This window comes from Streptomyces sp. NBC_01460 (assembly GCF_036227405.1).
Taxonomy (GTDB): domain Bacteria; phylum Actinomycetota; class Actinomycetes; order Streptomycetales; family Streptomycetaceae; genus Streptomyces.
Window position 1 is genome coordinate 1,287,125 of the sequence record NZ_CP109473.1, and the last position, 16,440, is coordinate 1,303,564.

The 16,440-nt window shown below is 72.6% G+C and carries 15 protein-coding genes; 8 read left to right on the forward strand and 7 right to left on the reverse strand.

The window, feature by feature from the left end; all coding sequences use genetic code 11:
- The first annotated feature begins 4 nt into the window (after window positions 1–4).
- A complete protein-coding gene (locus OG488_RS05675) occupies window positions 5–1,606 on the forward strand; it encodes a hypothetical protein (RefSeq protein WP_329226502.1) in 1,602 nt (533 codons plus the stop codon).
- Between the two features lie 39 nt (window positions 1,607–1,645).
- Here OG488_RS05675 and OG488_RS05680 read toward each other — a convergent pair whose 3' ends face one another.
- Entirely contained in the window at window positions 1,646–3,145 is a 1,500-nt protein-coding gene (locus tag OG488_RS05680; protein WP_329226503.1) for an SCO1417 family MocR-like transcription factor, read from the reverse strand.
- 101 nt (window positions 3,146–3,246) lie between these two features.
- Between OG488_RS05680 and yczE the strand changes: the two genes are divergently transcribed.
- The 4 genes from yczE to OG488_RS05700 all read left to right on the forward strand — a co-directional run bounded on the left by yczE (window position 3,247) and on the right by OG488_RS05700 (window position 6,735).
- The gene (gene yczE / locus OG488_RS05685; RefSeq protein WP_329226505.1) at window positions 3,247–3,915 is read left to right on the forward strand and encodes a membrane protein YczE; all 669 of its coding nucleotides are present in this window, start codon (window positions 3,247–3,249) and stop codon (window positions 3,913–3,915) included.
- On the forward strand, window positions 3,912–4,685 hold the full coding sequence (locus OG488_RS05690) for a glycerophosphodiester phosphodiesterase family protein (protein WP_329226506.1): 774 nt from the start codon (window positions 3,912–3,914) through the stop codon (window positions 4,683–4,685). The genes yczE and OG488_RS05690 overlap by 4 nt, the downstream gene beginning before the upstream one ends.
- A gap of 46 nt (window positions 4,686–4,731) precedes the next feature.
- Entirely contained in the window at window positions 4,732–6,096 is a 1,365-nt protein-coding gene (locus tag OG488_RS05695; protein ID WP_329226507.1) for an MFS transporter, read from the forward strand.
- A 264-nt stretch (window positions 6,097–6,360) separates the two neighbouring features.
- Window positions 6,361–6,735 carry an RNA polymerase-binding protein RbpA gene (locus tag OG488_RS05700; RefSeq protein ID WP_078598328.1) on the forward strand — a complete coding sequence of 125 codons (375 nt, stop codon included), beginning with the start codon at window positions 6,361–6,363 and terminating at the stop codon, window positions 6,733–6,735.
- Window positions 6,736–6,890: 155 nt separating this feature from the next.
- On the opposite strand, the gene fxsA is transcribed toward OG488_RS05700, so the two are convergent.
- The 4 genes from fxsA to OG488_RS05720 form a co-directional block, all read right to left on the reverse strand.
- Complete coding sequence (fxsA, locus tag OG488_RS05705; RefSeq protein WP_329226509.1) at window positions 6,891–7,493, reverse strand: FxsA family membrane protein; 603 nt, start codon at window positions 7,491–7,493, stop codon at window positions 6,891–6,893.
- Window positions 7,494–7,574: 81 nt separating this feature from the next.
- Window positions 7,575–8,345, reverse strand: coding sequence for a polyprenol monophosphomannose synthase (locus tag OG488_RS05710; protein ID WP_329226510.1), 771 nt, complete (start codon window positions 8,343–8,345; stop codon window positions 7,575–7,577).
- 537 nt (window positions 8,346–8,882) lie between these two features.
- Window positions 8,883–10,523, reverse strand: a complete 1,641-nt coding sequence (locus OG488_RS05715) for an amidohydrolase (RefSeq protein WP_329226511.1) — start codon at window positions 10,521–10,523, stop codon at window positions 8,883–8,885.
- Between the two features lie 69 nt (window positions 10,524–10,592).
- Window positions 10,593–11,033, reverse strand: coding sequence for an Lrp/AsnC family transcriptional regulator (locus OG488_RS05720; RefSeq protein WP_329226512.1), 441 nt, complete (start codon window positions 11,031–11,033; stop codon window positions 10,593–10,595).
- A gap of 202 nt (window positions 11,034–11,235) precedes the next feature.
- On the opposite strand from OG488_RS05720, the gene OG488_RS05725 reads away from it, so the two are divergent.
- Entirely contained in the window at window positions 11,236–11,652 is a 417-nt protein-coding gene (locus OG488_RS05725; RefSeq protein WP_329226513.1) for a hypothetical protein, read from the forward strand.
- Window positions 11,653–12,050: 398 nt separating this feature from the next.
- On the opposite strand, the gene OG488_RS05730 is transcribed toward OG488_RS05725, so the two are convergent.
- Window positions 12,051–13,223, reverse strand: coding sequence for an acyl-CoA dehydrogenase family protein (locus tag OG488_RS05730; RefSeq protein WP_329226515.1), 1,173 nt, complete (start codon window positions 13,221–13,223; stop codon window positions 12,051–12,053).
- Window positions 13,224–13,576: 353 nt separating this feature from the next.
- Here OG488_RS05730 and OG488_RS05735 point away from each other — a divergent pair, with 353 nt between their 5' ends.
- Window positions 13,577–14,842 (forward strand): glycoside hydrolase family 18 protein, encoded by a 1,266-nt coding sequence (locus OG488_RS05735; protein WP_329226517.1) that lies wholly within the window; start codon window positions 13,577–13,579, stop codon window positions 14,840–14,842.
- An 88-nt stretch (window positions 14,843–14,930) separates the two neighbouring features.
- Here OG488_RS05735 and OG488_RS05740 read toward each other — a convergent pair whose 3' ends face one another.
- Window positions 14,931–15,077 (reverse strand): SCO1431 family membrane protein, encoded by a 147-nt coding sequence (locus OG488_RS05740; RefSeq protein WP_329226518.1) that lies wholly within the window; start codon window positions 15,075–15,077, stop codon window positions 14,931–14,933.
- Between the two features lie 283 nt (window positions 15,078–15,360).
- Between OG488_RS05740 and OG488_RS05745 the strand changes: the two genes are divergently transcribed.
- Entirely contained in the window at window positions 15,361–16,398 is a 1,038-nt protein-coding gene (locus OG488_RS05745; protein ID WP_329226519.1) for an extracellular catalytic domain type 1 short-chain-length polyhydroxyalkanoate depolymerase, read from the forward strand.
- Window positions 16,399–16,440: the final 42 nt, after the last annotated feature.

Below are 16,440 nucleotides of genomic sequence, written 5' to 3' on the forward strand. Positions count from 1 at the left end.
CGACGTGGCCCGGCGACCACTCCCCCGCATCCTCAAGGGCGGCAGCGCTTCGATCACCCGCAGCCGGGAGATCGCGCGCACGGCCGCCGACAACGCCACCGACGTCCTCCACCCGCTGATCACGGTCACCCGTGGGCTGCGGCTGCTGGCGGGAGCGGGGCGGCAGAAGTGGGCCGCGACGCCCAGGGACCGGCGCGGGCACGTGCTGTTCCTCGTCGCGGCCTGCGTACTGGCGCTGGCGCTCATCCCCTACGGGCCCCTGCTGGCCCTCGTCTCGGTGATGGGCGCCGCCGCATGGCGGGGGCGCGACCGCACCCCCGCGAAGACGGGCCCCGACGAGGCGGGGACCGCACGGCTCCGGGCGCTGTACGAGGCGCTGGTGCCGCACTTCTCCGTGGCCGACGACCCCGGTCCGCTGTTCTCCCACGGCGGCGACTGGGAGAAGGTCTTCGACACGTCGTTCGTCTTCGACGGCGACGGCCGCCTCACCCGGCTCCAGGTGAACTACCCGGCCTACTTCGACGATGGTGACCCCGCGTCACGGGACCGGGTCGAGCAGGTCCTCCACGCCAAGTCCGGCCGGGGCCGCGAATACCACTTCGCGTGGGACGAGGAGGGCAACCGCCTCCTCATGACCGTGCTCGCCGCGCTCCCCACCACCATCGCCGCCCAGCGTTTCGTCACCGCGCCCGGCGAGACCGTGCTGGGCTTCACCGACGCCGACGCGGTCCGCCGCACCGTGCCGGTCCAGGACGGCGACGCGACGCGTGACGCCTCTCCGGTGATCTGGCGGACCGGCGCCCGCTCGACGGAACCCCATCTGCTGATCGCCGGGCACCCCGGCAGCGGCACCACGACGCTGATGCGCTCCCTCGCCCTGCAGGCCCTCCAGCACGGCGACGTCCTCGTCGTGGAGGGCGGGGGCACCGGCGAGTACGGCTTCCTGACCGGCCGCGACGGCGTACTGGCCGTGGAGTGCGGGCTGGCCGGCGCGCTCGCGACGCTCGAATGGGCCGCGCACGAGACCGAGCGGCGGCTCATCGCCGCCAACCGGGCCCGCCAGGCCGGGCACCCCGAGCCCGAGGACATCAAACGTCCCCTCTGGATCCTGCTGGACCGCCCGAGCGCGCTGGGGCACCTGGCGGCCGCCGACGGCCGGCAGGATCCGCAGGAGCTCCTCCAGGTGCCTCTGCGGCACGGACGCGCCGCCGGTGTGACGGTCGTGGTGGCGGACCAGATCGACAGTCTGGACGCCCTCACCGAGACCGTACGGACCCACACCAGGGCCCGGGTCGTCCTCGGTCCGGCGGACCGGGAGCAGGTCGAGTCCGTCCTGGGCACCCGGCCGCACACCACGCCCACCCCCGAGGTCCCGCCCGGCCGCGGCTACACCCGGCTCGGCGCCGGGGAGGTGCTGCGGCTCCAGGTGCCGGCCACGCCGGACCCCTTCGACGAGGCCACGAGCGAGGCACACCGCCAGGCGGTCCTCGACCTGCTGCCCGGTGGCGCGCCGGCCGTGGAGCAGGCCGCGCCCGAGGCGGACGCCGAGCCCCTCCCCGTGCACGGCGAGCAGCTGATCGGGGCTCCGGCCGCCGCGGAGGGGTGATCCCGGGACGCCCCGGCGTCGGCCGGGGCCCCCGGCGCCTCAGGCCACGAACGTCCGGGGCGCCTCGGCTCCCGCACCCGCCCCGGAGCCGACCAGCTCGGCGGCGGCGGCCAGCCGCAGCGCCGCCTCGTCCGCCACCGGGCCGCCCACGGTGAAGGGCAGCCGCACATAGCCCTCGAAGGCCCCGTCGACCCCGAACCGGGGGCCCGAGGGAACGCGTACACCGACCCGCTCGCCCGCCACGGCCAGCCGGGAACCGGAGAGCCCGCCGGTGCGGACCCAGAGCGTGAGACCGCCGCGCGGAACCCCGAACTCCCACTCCGGCAGCTCCCGCCGCAGCGCCCGCACCAGGTCGTCCCTGTTCTCCCTCGCCTGCTCGCGCCGCACCGCCACGGCCTGCTCCCAGCCGCCCGTCCGCAGCAGCCAGTTGATGGCGAGCTGTTCCAGCACCGGCGTCCCCATGTCGGCGTAGGCGCGTGCCGCGACCAGGCTCCGGATGACGTCCGGCGCCGCCCGCACCCATCCGATCCGCATGCCCGCCCAGAAGGCCTTGCTCGCGGATCCGACGGTCAGGACGGTGCTGCCGGCCGGATCGAAGGCGCAGACCCTGCGCGGCATCTCGACATCCGCGTCCAGGTGCAGCTCGTGCATCGTCTCGTCGACGACCAGGACCGTGCCCGCCGACCGGGCTGCCTCGACCAGGGCGCGGCGCTGCTGCTCGTCGGCCAGCGCCCCGGTGGGGTTGTGGAAGTCCGCGACGACATAGGCCAGCCGCGGAGCGGCGTCCCGCAGGACCTGTCGCCAGCGGTTCATGTCCCAGCCGCCGAGCCCCTCCTCCATCGCCACGGGCACCAGCCTGGCGCCCGCCTCCCGCATGAGCTGGAGGATGTTGGCGTAGCTCGGGGACTCCACGGCGATGCGTTCGCCGCGCCCGGCGAAGAGGTGACAGATGGCGTCGATGGCGCCCATCGCCCCCGTGGTGACCATGATCTGCTCGGGCATCGTGGGGATGCCGTTCCCGGTGTAGCGGTCCGCGATCATCTGCCGCAGCGCGGGAAGGCCCGCCGGGTAGTCGCCGTGGGTGTGGGCGTACGGCGGCAGCTCCTCCAGCGCACCCTGGACGGCCCGGGTCAGCCAGGGCTCGGGGGCGGGCAGCGAGGCGCATCCCAGGTCGATCATCGAGCCGAGCGACTCCGGCGGCAGGGGTTCGAGACCCCGGGCGGGAAGCGGGTTGCCCGCGGGGACCGCGGTCCAGCTGCCGGCCCCGCGGCGCGACTCCAGGAACCCCTCCGCCCGGAGCGCCTCGTACGCCGCGGCCACGGTGGTCCGGCTGAGGGACAGGGCGAGCGCGAGCTCCCGCTCGGCGGGCAGGCGGGCGGCGACCGGGACCCGGCCCTCCAGGACGAGGAGGCGCACACCGTCGGCGAGGGCGCGGTAGGCGGGAGGCTTGCGCACACCCGGCGGGAGGGGACGTGCCTGCTGGCCCTGGAGCTGGCGGGCGAGCTGTGCGGCACCGACGGTCGAAGTCCACTGCGCCATGTAAATCAGTCCACCTTCCTCGGATTGGCCGTAGTTGGAAGCCAATCCCCCGCCACAGAGTGACATGAAGCAGTCCACCACCACTACACAGGGGGCACCACTTGTCCGACACCACCGCCCGGAGCGGCACCCGGCTCACCCGGCGGCTGACCCATCTGTACGTGGGCCTGGCCCTGTACGGAGCGAGCTCGGCGCTCCTGGTCCGCGCCGGGCTGGGGCTGGAGCCCTGGGGGGTGCTCCACCAGGGGCTCTCCGAGCGGACCGGCATCTCCATCGGGGTCGTCTCGATCATCGTCGGCGCGGTCGTCCTGCTCCTGTGGATCCCCCTCAGACAGCGCCCGGGGCTCGGCACCGTCTCCAACGTCTTCGCGGTCGGCATCGCGATGGACGGCACGCTCGCCCTCGTCCCGGACGTGCACGGCCTCGGGGCTCAGATCCCGCTGATGGCCGCGGGCATCGTGCTCAACGGGGTCGCCACGGGCCTCTACATCTCCGCACGCTTCGGCCCCGGGCCGCGCGACGGCCTGATGACGGGCCTGAACCGGCTCACCGGCCGTTCGATCAGGCTGGTGCGTACGGCGATCGAGGTGGCGGTGGTCGTGACCGGCTTCCTGCTCGGCGGTTCGCTGGGCGTCGGCACGGTCCTCTACGCCCTGGCCATCGGCCCGCTCGCCCAGTTCTTCCTGCGCTTCTTCGACCTCTCCGCGCCCGGGGCCCGCACGGTGGCCGTCGCCGGGCGGACATCCCGAGGGGCGATACTTCCGCGGTGAACCCAGCGACTCCGGGGCGCCACCCCTATCTGGACCATCCCTCGACGATCCCCTTCGCCCACCGGGGCGGGGCGGCGGGCGGGATGGAGAACACCGCGGCCGCGTTCCGGCGCGCGGCCGACGCCGGCTACCGCTACTTCGAGACCGATGTGCACGCCACGGCGGACGGCCGTCTGGTCGCCTTCCACGATCCGACCCTGGACCGGGTGACGGACGCGCGGGGCCGGATAGCCGAGCTGCCGTGGAGCGAGGTGCGCCGGGCGCGGGTGGCGGGCAGCGAGCCGCTGCCGCTCTTCGAGGAGCTGCTGGAGGAGTTCCCGGGCGCCCGCTGGAACGTGGACATCAAGGCGGAGCCCGCCCTCGCCCCGCTTCTCGGCCTGATCCGCAGGACCGGCGCCTGGGACCGGGTGTGCGTGGGCTCGTTCTCGGAGGCGCGGGTGGCCAGGGCCCACCGCCTCGCGGGCCCGCGTCTGGCCACCTCCTACGGGGTGCGCGGGGTGCTCGCCCTGCGGCTGCGCTCCTACGGCATACCGGCGGCGCTCCGGGCGGGCGCGGTCTGCGCGCAGGTCCCGGAGAGCCAGAACGGGATCCGTGTCGTCGACCGGGGCTTCGTCCGCGCGGCGCACGCGCGCGGTCTGCAGGTCCATGTCTGGACGGTGAACGACCCCGGCCGGATGGCCGCGCTCCTGGATCTCGGGGTGGATGGCATCATGACCGATCACATCGAGACGCTGCGCACGGTGCTGAGCGAGCGGGGGGCCTGGACCTGACGCCGGAACCCGCCGCGTCCGCACGGGACGAACAAGGGGGCGCGGCGTGAGCACCGGTACCGCAGACAAGGCGGATCCGCCCGGACGGCCGGCCGGGGCAGACGGACGCAGGCGGGAGCAACGCGGCTGGTACTTCTACGACTTCGCGTGCTCCGTCTACTCCACCACCGTCCTCACGGTCTTCCTCGGCCCCTATCTGACCTCGATAGCGAAGGCCGCCGCCGACGCGGACGGGTTCGTGCATCCGCTGGGCATACCCGTGCGGGCCGGCTCGCTCTTCGCGTACGCCGTGTCGGTGTCCATCGTGGTGGCGGTGGTCGTCATGCCGGTCGTGGGCGCGGCGGCGGACCGCACGGGGCGCAAGAAGCCACTGCTCGCGGCGGCCGCGTACACGGGCGCGACGGCCACCGCCTGCATGTTCTTCCTGGAGGGCCACCGCTACCTCCTGGGGGCCTTCCTGCTGATCGTGGCGAACGCGTCGATCTCCGTGTCGATGGCCCTGTACAACGCCTATCTGCCGCAGATCGCGGGCCCGGAGGAACGGGACGCGGTCTCCTCGCGCGGCTGGGCCTTCGGGTACACCTCGGGCGCCCTCGTCCTCGTCCTGAACCTGGTCCTCTACACGGGCCACGCGTCCTTCGGCCTGTCCGAGTCCGACGCGGTCCGGATCTGCATCGCCTCGGCCGGCGTGTGGTGGGGGGCCTTCACCCTCGTACCGCTGCGGCGGCTGCGGGACCGGCGGGTGGCACCCGACGGCGACGGCGCGGTCGGCTCCGGCTGGCGGCAGCTGCGGGCGACCCTGCGCGACATGCGCCGCCATCCGCTGACCCTGGCCTTCCTGCTCGCCTATCTGGTCTACAACGACGGCATCCAGACGGTGATCTCCCAGGCCTCCCTGTACGGCTCCGAGGAGCTCGGCCTCGACCAGACGACCTTGATCACGGCGGTGCTGCTGGTCCAGGTGCTCGCGGTGGCGGGGGCCCTGGGGATGGGGCGACTCGCCCGGGCGTACGGGGCGAAGCGCACGATTCTCGCCTCGCTGGCCGTCTGGACGCTGATCCTCGCCGCGGCGTACGTGCTGCCGGCCGACGCGCCGGTGTTCTTCTACGCCCTGGCTGCCGCGATCGGGCTGGTGATGGGCGGCAGCCAGGCCCTCTCACGGTCGCTGTTCTCGCACCTGGTGCCGCGTGGGAAGGAGGCGGAGTACTTCTCCGCCTACGAGATGAGCGACCGCGGCCTCAGCTGGCTGGGGCCCCTGGTCTTCGGTCTCGGCTATCAGCTCACCGGCAGCTACCGGGATGCGATCCTGTCCCTGGTGCTGTTCTTCGCGCTCGGTTCGGTACTGCTGGCGAGGGTTCCCGTGCGGGCCGCGGTGGCCGCGGCGGGCAATCCCGTGCCGGACAGGATTTAGACGTTGAAGTGAAAGGCCGGTAGTGTACGCCTTTGGTGTGCCCGGAGGACCGTTACTGCGAACCGAAGAAGTCAAACCGTTGGGTGACAACTTCGACAAGAGGTAGCAAACCGGGCACCGGTGGGTAGGAGACCCAGACCAAGCAGCGGCACGACGGGCGACGCATGACCGGCGGCGGGAATCTTTACCGCCGACCGGACGTTGACCGGATGACGACGACAGCGACACCTGTCCTGTGGGCGACAAGCCCGGGAGGCACGATTCATGAGTGAGCGAGCTCTCCGCGGTACGCGACTCGTGGTTACCAGCTACGAGACGGACCGCGGCATCGATCTGGCCCCGCGCCAGGCGGTGGAGTACGCATGCCCGAACGGACATCGATTTGAGATGCCGTTCTCGGTAGAGGCGGAAATTCCGGCGGAGTGGGAGTGCAAGGCGTGCGGCGCCACGGCACTCCTGGTGGACGGGGATGGCCCCGAGGAGAAGAAGGGCAAGCCTGCGCGTACGCACTGGGACATGCTCATGGAGCGGCGTACCCGCGAGGAGCTGGAGGAAGTGCTGGCCGAGAGGCTGGCGGTCCTGCGCTCCGGCGCCATGAACATCGCCGTGCACCCGCGTGACAGCAGGAAGTCTGCCTGACCGCGTACCACCGCACAGATATCAAGAGCCGCGGGCCGCGACACAGCACATGTGTCGCGGCCCGCGGCTCTTGGTGGTACGGGCGGCTTCCCGGGTGACGGGAGACGCTGCGGCCCCGCCCTCCGTGGCACGGAGGGCGGGGCCGCAGCGGACTCTCAGGGGATCAGCGGCGGGCGGTCGGTGCCCGGGCCGTCGTCGGGCCGGGGCCGCGCCGGAGCACCGTCCTCGCGGATGACCTCACCCTGGACCACCTTGCCGTCCGGCCGGTGGATGCGGGCCTGCTGGAAGGCGTCCGAGAGGCCACCCGGCGTCGACTCCCTCATACGGCGCTCCAGGGAGCGTTCCGTGGAGCGGCGGAGCACGGAGCGGACGGGAGGCAGCAGGAGCAGGAGTCCGGCCACGTCGGAGATCACGCCGGGGATCATCAGGAGCAGACCGCCCAGCATCAGGAAACCGTTGCCCTCGGTGGCGGCGGGGGCCGCCTGGGATGGGGCCGCGGGAGCGCCGGGCTGCCCGGGCATCCGCTGGAGGGTCTCGGTGAGGTTACGGAAGGCGCGCCGGCCCGCCCGCTTGATCACCGCGGCACCGAGCACGGCCCCGGCGACCAGGATCAGCAGCACGGTGAAGCCGTTCGCCGCACCGGCCACCACGGTCAGCAGCCAGATCTCCAGCACCAGCCAGGCGGCGACGCCCAGCGGCAGGAGGGTACGGGCGCGCGAGCGCCGTGGACGGTTCGGAGGCGGAGTGCCGGTCGTCATGCCCCCAGTGTGCCTGTACGGGCGTGCGGGCGGCGTAAGGGGGTGATCATGAGGCCGTCGCGCGGCCCCGCGCCGGGGCGGTCAGGGGGTCTTGCGTCCCAGCACCTTGTTGGCGCGGCCGGTGATGCCCCAGCCGGTGACCCTCCACAGGGCCTCGACGAGGATGTCGCGGCTCATCTTGGAGTCGCCGATCTCGCGCTCCATGAAGGTGATCGGCACCTCGACGACGTGATAGCCCGCCTCGACGGCCCGCCGGGCCAGGTCGACCTGGAAGCAGTAGCCCTGCGAGGCGACCTCGTCGAGGCCGAGCCCGTCCAGCGTCTCCGTGCGGAAGGCCCGGTAGCCGCCGGTGACGTCGCGCACCGAGAGACCCAGGAGCATCCGGGAGTAGAGGCTGCCGCCGCGCGAGATCATCTCGCGGTGCCTGGGCCAGTTGACCACCCGGCCGCCCGGGACCCAGCGCGAGCCGAGGACCAGGTCGGCGCCCTTCAGCGCGATGAGGAGCCGGGGCAGCTCCTCGGGCTGGTGGGAGCCGTCCGCGTCCATCTCGACCAGGACGCCGTAGCCGTGCTCCGAGCCCCAGCGGAAGCCCGCGAGGTAGGCGGCACCCAGGCCTTCCTTGCCCTTGCGGTGCAGGACGTGCACATGGCTGTCGCCCACCGCGAGTTCGTCGGCGACCTTGCCGGTGCCGTCCGGGCTGTTGTCGTCGGCGACGAGGATGTCCGCTTCGGGAACGGCGGCACGCACACGCGCGACGATGAGCTTGACGTTCTCGGCCTCGTTGTAGGTCGGAATGATCACCAAGACTCTGCCGAGCGGGCCGAACTGCCTCAAACCGCCGCCGTCGTTCACTACTGCCCCTTAAAGTCCGTACGCAGGTGCACACCATATCCAGCGCGCCGGGGCCGGACTCCGACACGGTCACGGGGCGGCGTGTGCGGTGCGGACAGAAGCGCGGAACTGCGGACAGAAGGACCACCGCACTGCGGATCGGGGCCCGGCGTCCTTCGGGCCGACCTGGGACCCGCTGGCTGCGGGTCGACCGAGAGCCGTTGTCTACTGAACCTCCGGGCCCCACCCGGGTCGCACCTGCCGTCCGGACGAAACCCTCCCTCGCCCCCGAGGCGCGGGCGCTGAACCTGGCTGTCAGTGGTGGTGCGCCGGTGCGGCACACCACCCCATGACCCAGCGGCGTTCGACGACTGCGTGGAGGTTTGACCGGTCGGACGTCCAGTGGTGGACCCGGCCGAACCTACCGGCCCCTGGGCGCTTTCTGTCAATACTCCTCCGACCTGCGGTTTCTCCCGAAAACGCCAGGTCAGTGCCGAGGACGCGCAGGTCGTGGCAGAGTCCCCGCGCCTTCGATCGGCGGTACGAAATATACGGACGTCACTCGTTCGGCCGTACGTAGACAGTTTGTCCGAAGACCACTGTGCGGAGGCAGACCGGAAGCTCGGATCCGGGGGTGAGATCGGGCAGGCCGGGGGTGCCGGAGCGGGGATCCGTGGACCACCGCGCCACCCTGTCGTCCGGGGCCTGGACCAGCAGGTCACCGGTGCGCCAGACGGCGTAGTCGGCCGGGGCTCCCGGCACGAGCACACCGCCGTCGTCCCGGCCGACGGCCCGCCAGCCGCCCCTGGTGTGGGCGGTGAAGCCGGCGCGCACGGAGACCCGGTGACCGGGCGTGCGGTGGTGGGCCGCGGCCCGGACGGTCCCCCAGGGGTCCAGCGGGGTGACCGGGCTGTCCGAGCCGAAGGCGAGGGGCACACCGGCGCGCAGGAGTGCCGCGTACGGGTTCAGGGTCGCGGCGCGCTCCGCGCCCAGACGCCGGGCGTACATGCCGTCGGGGCCGCCCCAGGCCGCGTCGAAGGCCGGCTGCACGGAAGCGGTGAGGCCCAGTTCGGCGAAGGCCGCGACGGTCTCGGGGGTGAGCATCTCCGCGTGTTCCACCCGGTGCCGGGCGGCCCGGATCCGTGCGAGTCCGAGGGTCTCGGAGGCGGCGCGGACGCCCTCCACCACGGCGGAGACCGCCGCGTCGCCGATGGCGTGGAAGCCGGCCTGGAGTCCCGCCTCGGTGCACGCCGTCACGTGCGCGGCGATCCGCGCGGCGTCGAGCCGCCCGGTGCCGGTGTGCGGGGCGTCGGCGTAGGGCTCGTGCAGGAGGGCGGTGTGCGAGCCGAGCGACCCGTCGACGAAGAGGTCGCCGGCCGCTCCGACGGCACCGAGCTCGCGGATCCGGCGAGCCCCCTTCGCGTCGTCGATCTGCTCGGCCCAGTACCCGAAGACCCGGGGGCCGGGCTGCTCGGCGGCGAGCTTCAGCAGGCCGGTGAAGTCCTCCTCGTCCGAGATCTCCGGGCCCGCGCACTCGTGCACGGTGCCGATGCCGAGGGAGGCGGCGTGGTCCAGGGCGGCGCGCTGCGCCCGCGCCCGCTGCCGGGGCGTGACGGCGCCGTGGGCGGCCGCCCGCACCGCGTGGTGGGCGTCGCCGGTCAGGGGTGCGTCGGGGTGGTAGCCGGCCAGCGCGGTGACGCCGGGGACGAGGTCCAGGAGGGCGGTGGTCACCACGGCGGAGTGCACGTCGACACGGGGCAGGTAGACGGCCCTGCCGCCGGCCGCCTCGTCGAGCTCGCCGCGCGACGGCGGGCGCTGCTCGGGCCAGCGGGCCGCGTCCCATCCGTGACCGAGGACGACCCCCTCCGCACTCCGGCCGTTCACGAACGCGCGGACGAGCGCGAGGGCGTCGGCGAGCGTGCGCGCGCCGGAGAGGTCCAGCCCGGTGAGGGCGAGTCCGGTCGACGTGGTGTGGACGTGCGAGTCGGTGAAGGCCGGGGTGACCAGGGCCCCTTCGAGGTCGATCACCTCGTCGACGCCGCTCGCGAAGGCGTCGGCCGCCCCCTCCGAGCCCACCCAGGCGACATGGCCCCGTTCGACGACCATCGCGGTGGCGAACGGATCGGCGGGGCTGTGGACGTCTCCACCGCGCAGCAGCACGGTGCGGTGGTCGCTCTGGGGGGCGGTGCTCTCGGTCATGGGACCAGTCTCCCGCCTGCCGGGTCCGGTTCCTCCCCCGGCCCCCTCCGCCACGCCCGGCCGGGCGCCTCAGATACGGGGCGGCCGCGCCTCGTAGGGCGTGGAGAGGACGACGGTCGTACGGGTGGACACGCCCGCCAGGGTCCGGATGCGGGTGAGCAGGTGCTCCAGCTCCAGCGGGCTGGCGCACCGGACCTTGAGGATGTAGTTCTCGTCGCCCGCGACGCTGTGGCACGCCTCCAGCTCCGGCACCCCGGCGAGCCGCTCGGCGATGTCGTCGGGGGCGCTGGGGTCGAAGGGTTTCACCGAGATGAACGCGGTGAGGGGCAGGCCGACGGCCTCGGGGTCGACGACCGCGGCGTAGCCGCGGATCACCCCGCGCTGCTCCAGCCGGCGGACGCGCTGATGAACGGCCGATGTGGACAGGCCGGTGGCCTTGCCCAGGTCGGTGTAGCTCATCCGCCCGTCCTTGACGAGCAACTCCACAATCTGACGGTCCAGCTCCTCCATGCGGATCAACCTATGCCCCGGCTCCCCCCAGGCACAGCCGTAGGACCCCCGGAAGGGCACGTTCGAGGGGCATGTGACGAATGCCACAAGTTTACGGGTGGGTAGCCGACGACCACGCGGTTACGGCCGACTTCCCACGGGAAGTGCTTGCTGTGGCCGAGGCCGTGGCGCCATGTCGGCCCACCCGAGGGGGGAAAGACCCATGCAGAGCCTGAAGCTCACCGGACGTACCGATCCGGAGTCCGACGCGTACGCAGACCCGGAGTCCGACGCGGACGCCGTGCCCGACGCGTACGACACACTCGAGATGTACCGGGTGATCTGCCCGGACTGCGCCCGGCCGATCGCCCTGCTGGCGGACGAGGACGTACTCCCCGAGCACGCGCTGTGCCCCACCCCGTGGAACCCCTTCGTGCTCACCGTGTGCCCCGGCACCGACCGCGACGTCTCCCGGGCCCGCCCGGCCGACGACTCGCTCGAGGTCCAGGAGCAGGAGACCGCACTGCTGCTGACGCTCCCCCAGGGGCTCGACTGGCGGATGCAGCCCTTCTCGCACGCCGGCGGCCCGGGCTCACGCCCCCTGCGGTACGTGCCGCAGTCGCGACGCCACGCCGCCTGACGCTCCCGTCACGCGGGCGCACCACGACGGCCCGGCCATCGTGGTGCGGGCGGCTCACGGGCCGGCCGGTGGCCGCGCACCCGAGGAACGGGCGCGCGAATCGGCCGGACAGTGACCCCGGACCCGGTAGCGGCGTTGGTTCTGTATGACCACGCCGCATCCAACGGCCGGCCCCGTCCGCCGCCGTCTCGCCGCACCGGCGTCCGGAGAATCGGTTCCGCAGCCCGGACCGCCCCGGGAGCCCGCACGGCAGGCCGTGCCGCAGATCACCGATACACCCATCTACCGGGCCGTGCTGCACCATTGGGAGAGTACGGGCCGGACCCTCCCGGGCCGTCATGACCAGGAGTGGAACCGGATCATGACGACGCCGGTCTGGTCGGACCGGCCCGTCCGGTTCAGCGCGTCTCGGGACCCGCGAGGTGACGGGCGATGACCATGCGCTGGATCTGATTGGTCCCTTCCACGATCTGCAGCACCTTGGCCTCGCGCATCAGCCGCTCGACCGGGAAGTCGAGGGTGTAGCCGTAGCCGCCGAGCACCTGGACCGCGTCGGTGGTCACCCGCATGGCCGCGTCGGTGCAGAACAGCTTCGCCATCGCCGCCTGGCGGGAGAACGGCAGGCCCGCGTCGCGGAGCCGTGCCGCCTCCAGGTAGAGCGCCCGGCCCGCCTCGATCCGGGTGGCCATGTCGGCGAGCATGAAGCGCAGCCCCTGGAAGTCGGCGATCGGACGGCCGAACTGCTGCCGGTCGGTGGCGTACCGGACCGCCTCGTCCAGGGCCGCCTGGGCGACGCCGACGGCGCAGGCGGCGATGCCCAGCCGCCCCGAGTCGAGTGCGGAGAGGGCGATGGCGAAGCCCTGACCCTCCTCGCCGAGGCGGCGGTCGCCGGAGATCCGCACCCCGTCGAAGTGCAGCTGGGCGGTGGGCGAGCCCTTCATCCCCATCTTCTTCTCGGGCAGGGCCGCTTCGAGCCCCTCCGCGTCGCCGGGGACGAGGAAGGCGGTGATCCCGCGCGGGCCGTCCTCCCCGGTACGGGCCAGGACCGTGTAGAAGTCCGCGATGCCGCCGTGCGTGATCCAGGCCTTGGTCCCGGTGATCACCCAGTCCTCGCCGTCCCGTACGGCCTTCGTACGGAGCGAGGCGGCGTCGGAGCCCGAGGACGGCTCGGAGAGGCAGTAGGCGCCGAGCAGGCCGCCCGAGAGCATCGCGGGGAGGTGCGCGGCCCGTTGCGCCGCGGTGCCGTATCCGGCGAGCGCGTGGCAGGCCAGCGAGTGGACGCTGACGCCGAGGCCGACGGTGAGACGTGCGGCGGCCAGCTCTTCGAGCACCTGGAGGTAGACCTCGTACGGCTGGTCGCCGCCGCCGTGGGCGGAGTCGTACGGCAGTCCGAGCAGTCCGGCTTCGGAGAGCAGCGTGAAGACCGGGCGCGGGAAGACCCCCGCTTCCTCCTCCTCGGCCGCCCGGGGAGCGATTTCCTTCGACACGATGTCGCGTACGAGCTCGACGAGCTGCCGGGACTCCTCGGTGGGCAGACGGCGTTCCACCGGCTGCGGGGCACGGTCGGACATGACGGCGCTCTCCTCCCTGTCGGGCGTGACGGCGGTCGCGCGCGCGGGGTGTGCGCGGCACCGCCGGGTGGTCCCGGGCGTTGCCCGGAAATCTACGGCTCCGCAGCCGATCCTGCCTTCCCGGATCACGGGAGGCGCTGGCCAGCGGCTGTGGCGCGTCGAGTATGCCCGATCGGAGCGCACGCGTCACCGGGTGACCGGGGGCGTGATCAGCGAAATTGGTCCGAACCATTGACCCAACTGGTCTAGTCCTTCTACGGTCTGCCCCACTGCCTCATCGCGTCCATGCCAACTTCCGGTGGACGGGACAGGCATCCCCCACACACCCATGCCCTCCCCCACGAGGAGCCACCATGACCGGACTTCACCGTCCTCGCGCCCGCCTCAGGGCGCTCGCCGCCACCCTCTGTACCGCCGCACTCGGAGCCGCCCTCCTCGGCGTCGCCGGCACGTTGTCGGCGGGCGCGGCCCCCACCGCCTCCGCTCCGGCAGCCGCCGAGGCGGCCCCCGCCGCAGCAGGTGACAAGGTCGTCGGATACTTCACCAACTGGGGCGTCTACGACCGCGATTACCACGTCAAGAACATCGAGACGTCGGGCTCCGCCGACAAGCTGACGCACATCAACTACGCCTTCGGCAACGTCCAGGGCGGCAAGTGCACCATCGGCGACAGCTACGCCGACCACGAGAAGGCCTACACCGCCGATCAGTCGGTGGACGGCGTCGCGGACACCTGGGACCAGGAACTGCGGGGCAACTTCAACCAGTTGCGCAAGCTGAAGAAGCTGCACCCGGACCTGAAGGTCATCTGGTCCTTCGGCGGCTGGAGCTGGTCCGGCGGCTTCGGCGAGGCGGCACGGAATCCCGCCGCCTTCGCCGAGTCCTGCTACAGCCTGGTCGAGGACCCGCGCTGGGCCGATGTCTTCGACGGCATCGACATCGACTGGGAGTACCCGAACGCCTGCGGCCTGACCTGCGACACCAGCGGCCGTGACGCGTACGGCAACCTCCTGTCGGCACTGCGCACGAAGTTCGGCACCGGCAACCTGATCACCTCGGCCATCACCGCGGACGGGTCGGACGGTGGCAAGATCGACGCGGTGGACTACGCGGGGGCCGCGAAGTACCTCGACTGGTACAACCCGATGACGTACGACTTCTTCGGTGCGTTCGCGGCGAAGGGACCGACGGCTCCGCACTCGCCGCTGACCTCCTACCCGGGCATCCCGACGGAGGGCTTCGACAGCGACGCGGCGATCTCCAAGCTCAAGGGCCTGGGCATCCCGGCGGAGAAGCTGCTGCTGGGTATCGGCTTCTACGGCCGCGGCTGGACCGGTGTCACCCAGGCGGAGCCGGGCGGCACGGCCACCGGGGCGGCCCCGGGCACGTACGAGGCGGGGATCGAGGACTACAAGGTCCTGAAGGACACCTGCCCCGCCACCAGCACCGTCGCCGGCACGGCGTACGCCCTCTGCGGGACGAACTGGTGGAGCTACGACACCCCGGCGACCATCGCCACGAAGATGGCCTACAAGGACCAGCAGGGCCTGGGAGGCACCTTCTTCTGGGAGCTCAGCGGCGACACGGCGAACGGTGAGCTCATCAAGGCCATCAACTAGCCCTGGCGGGGTACACGCACCGCAGGGCGGGTCAGGGGTGGGGTGCCGGGCGGGCGCCCCACCCCACCCGTCGTCCGCGGGCCGCAGGTCACATGAGCCCCGCCTGGGTGACGAACATGGCGAGGACGACGACGAGCGTCCAGCCCAGGATGTGCTCCAGGACCTTGGGCCCGTCCTCGGGCCCACCGGTGCGGGCGCGGGTGTGTGTCCGGTTCTCGGCAGTGGTCGCGGTCATGGCATCTCGCTCGGTCGGTCGGCAGTGGGTCCCCCGTGACCCGACCACAGTGCCAGCGGGCACGGGCGGTGCGGTAGAGATCCGGCTCACAGCGGCCGGCGGGCCCCGCCCCGCTCCACCGGCCCACAGCCCCGCTCCCGCAGGGGATCTGCGGGAGCGGGGACACCCCTCGCGGACGGACCGGATGTGGTCCATGCCATACCTGGCTGCCTCCTGCCGGCGCCCCCGGCACCGGTCATCCTGCCGATGCCCTGCCGGGGGCGCGGACCCCACCCTTCGGGGCATGGACTCCCCAGGCGCGGCGGGCGCGGAATCCCGCTTCCTACGGCACAGGCTCAAGGCCCTGTCGGTGACGGTCGTCGCGGTGACGGCCGCGGCGGTGCTCACCGCCGTCCCGGCACGGGCGGACACAGGCTTCCACGAGGTGTCCGGCTTCGGCAGCAACCCCGGCAACCTGAAGATGTTCGCGTACGTCCCCGAGAGCGCGCGGTCCGGCGCCCCGGTCGTGGTCCTCTTCCACGGGTGCGGCGGCTCGGCCCAGGACCTGGACGTCGACACCGGGTGGCGCAAGTACGCCGACGCCTACGGCTTCACCCTCGTCCTCCCCGAGCAGAAGGACGAGAACGTCGGCTCGGGCGGCATCGTGCCGCACAGGTGCTTCAGCGCGTGGAACCCCGCCGACCGCACCCACGACGGCCAGGGCGAGGCGCGCTCGGTGGTCCAGATGGTCGACCACATGAAGGCGAACCACGCCGCCGACGCCGACCGTGTCTTCGCCGCCGGCTACTCCGGCGGGGGCGCGGCGACCAACGTGATGCTGGCGGCCCACCCCGAGGTGTTCGAGGCGGGCGCCGTCTTCTTCGGCATGGCGTACGGGTGCGCCGACAACGAGCAGGACTACTTCCGGACGGGTTCCCTCGCCCCGTGCCCCGGCCGGTACAACCTCATCTCCCCTCGGGAGTGGGGCGACAGGATCCGCGGCGCCCACCCCGGGTACGCGGGCGGGCGGCCGCGTGTGCAGATCTGGCACGGCGGCTCCGATCCGCTGATCAACAAGAAGTCCCTGGAGAAGCAACGCGACGGCTGGACCGATGTGTTCGGCATCCCGCAGACGCCGTCGTCCACCTCACGCCCCGCCTCCGGGGTCACGAAGCAGGTGTACGGCGGCGGGCAGGTCGAGACGTACCTGATCGACGCGATGGGCCATGAGGCGCCGGTCGACCCCGGTGAGGGCATCGACCGGTGCGGCACCGCCGGCCGGGGACACGACTCGCTCTGCGGTCCGTACTACGCGGCACGATTCTTCGGGCTGGGAGGCTGACGCCCCCCTCCACCACCGACACCGCTCCTGACCGGTCACGGC

Excerpts from the sequence above, each read along its gene's own strand:
- OG488_RS05745 (WP_329226519.1), top strand. The coding sequence starts at position 15,361 with ATGGACTCCCCAGGCGCGGCGGGCGCGGAATCCCGCTTCCTACGGCAC.
- fxsA (WP_329226509.1), bottom strand. The coding sequence starts at position 7,493 with ATGACGACCGGCACTCCGCCTCCGAACCGTCCACGGCGCTCGCGCGCC.
- OG488_RS05725 (WP_329226513.1), top strand. The coding sequence starts at position 11,236 with ATGCAGAGCCTGAAGCTCACCGGACGTACCGATCCGGAGTCCGACGCG.
- OG488_RS05740 (WP_329226518.1), bottom strand. The coding sequence starts at position 15,077 with ATGACCGCGACCACTGCCGAGAACCGGACACACACCCGCGCCCGCACC.
- OG488_RS05720 (WP_329226512.1), bottom strand. The coding sequence starts at position 11,033 with ATGGAGGAGCTGGACCGTCAGATTGTGGAGTTGCTCGTCAAGGACGGG.
- OG488_RS05735 (WP_329226517.1), top strand. The coding sequence starts at position 13,577 with ATGACCGGACTTCACCGTCCTCGCGCCCGCCTCAGGGCGCTCGCCGCC.
- OG488_RS05700 (WP_078598328.1), top strand. The coding sequence starts at position 6,361 with ATGAGTGAGCGAGCTCTCCGCGGTACGCGACTCGTGGTTACCAGCTAC.
- OG488_RS05680 (WP_329226503.1), bottom strand. The coding sequence starts at position 3,145 with ATGGCGCAGTGGACTTCGACCGTCGGTGCCGCACAGCTCGCCCGCCAG.
- OG488_RS05715 (WP_329226511.1), bottom strand. The coding sequence starts at position 10,523 with ATGACCGAGAGCACCGCCCCCCAGAGCGACCACCGCACCGTGCTGCTG.
- OG488_RS05730 (WP_329226515.1), bottom strand. The coding sequence starts at position 13,223 with ATGTCCGACCGTGCCCCGCAGCCGGTGGAACGCCGTCTGCCCACCGAG.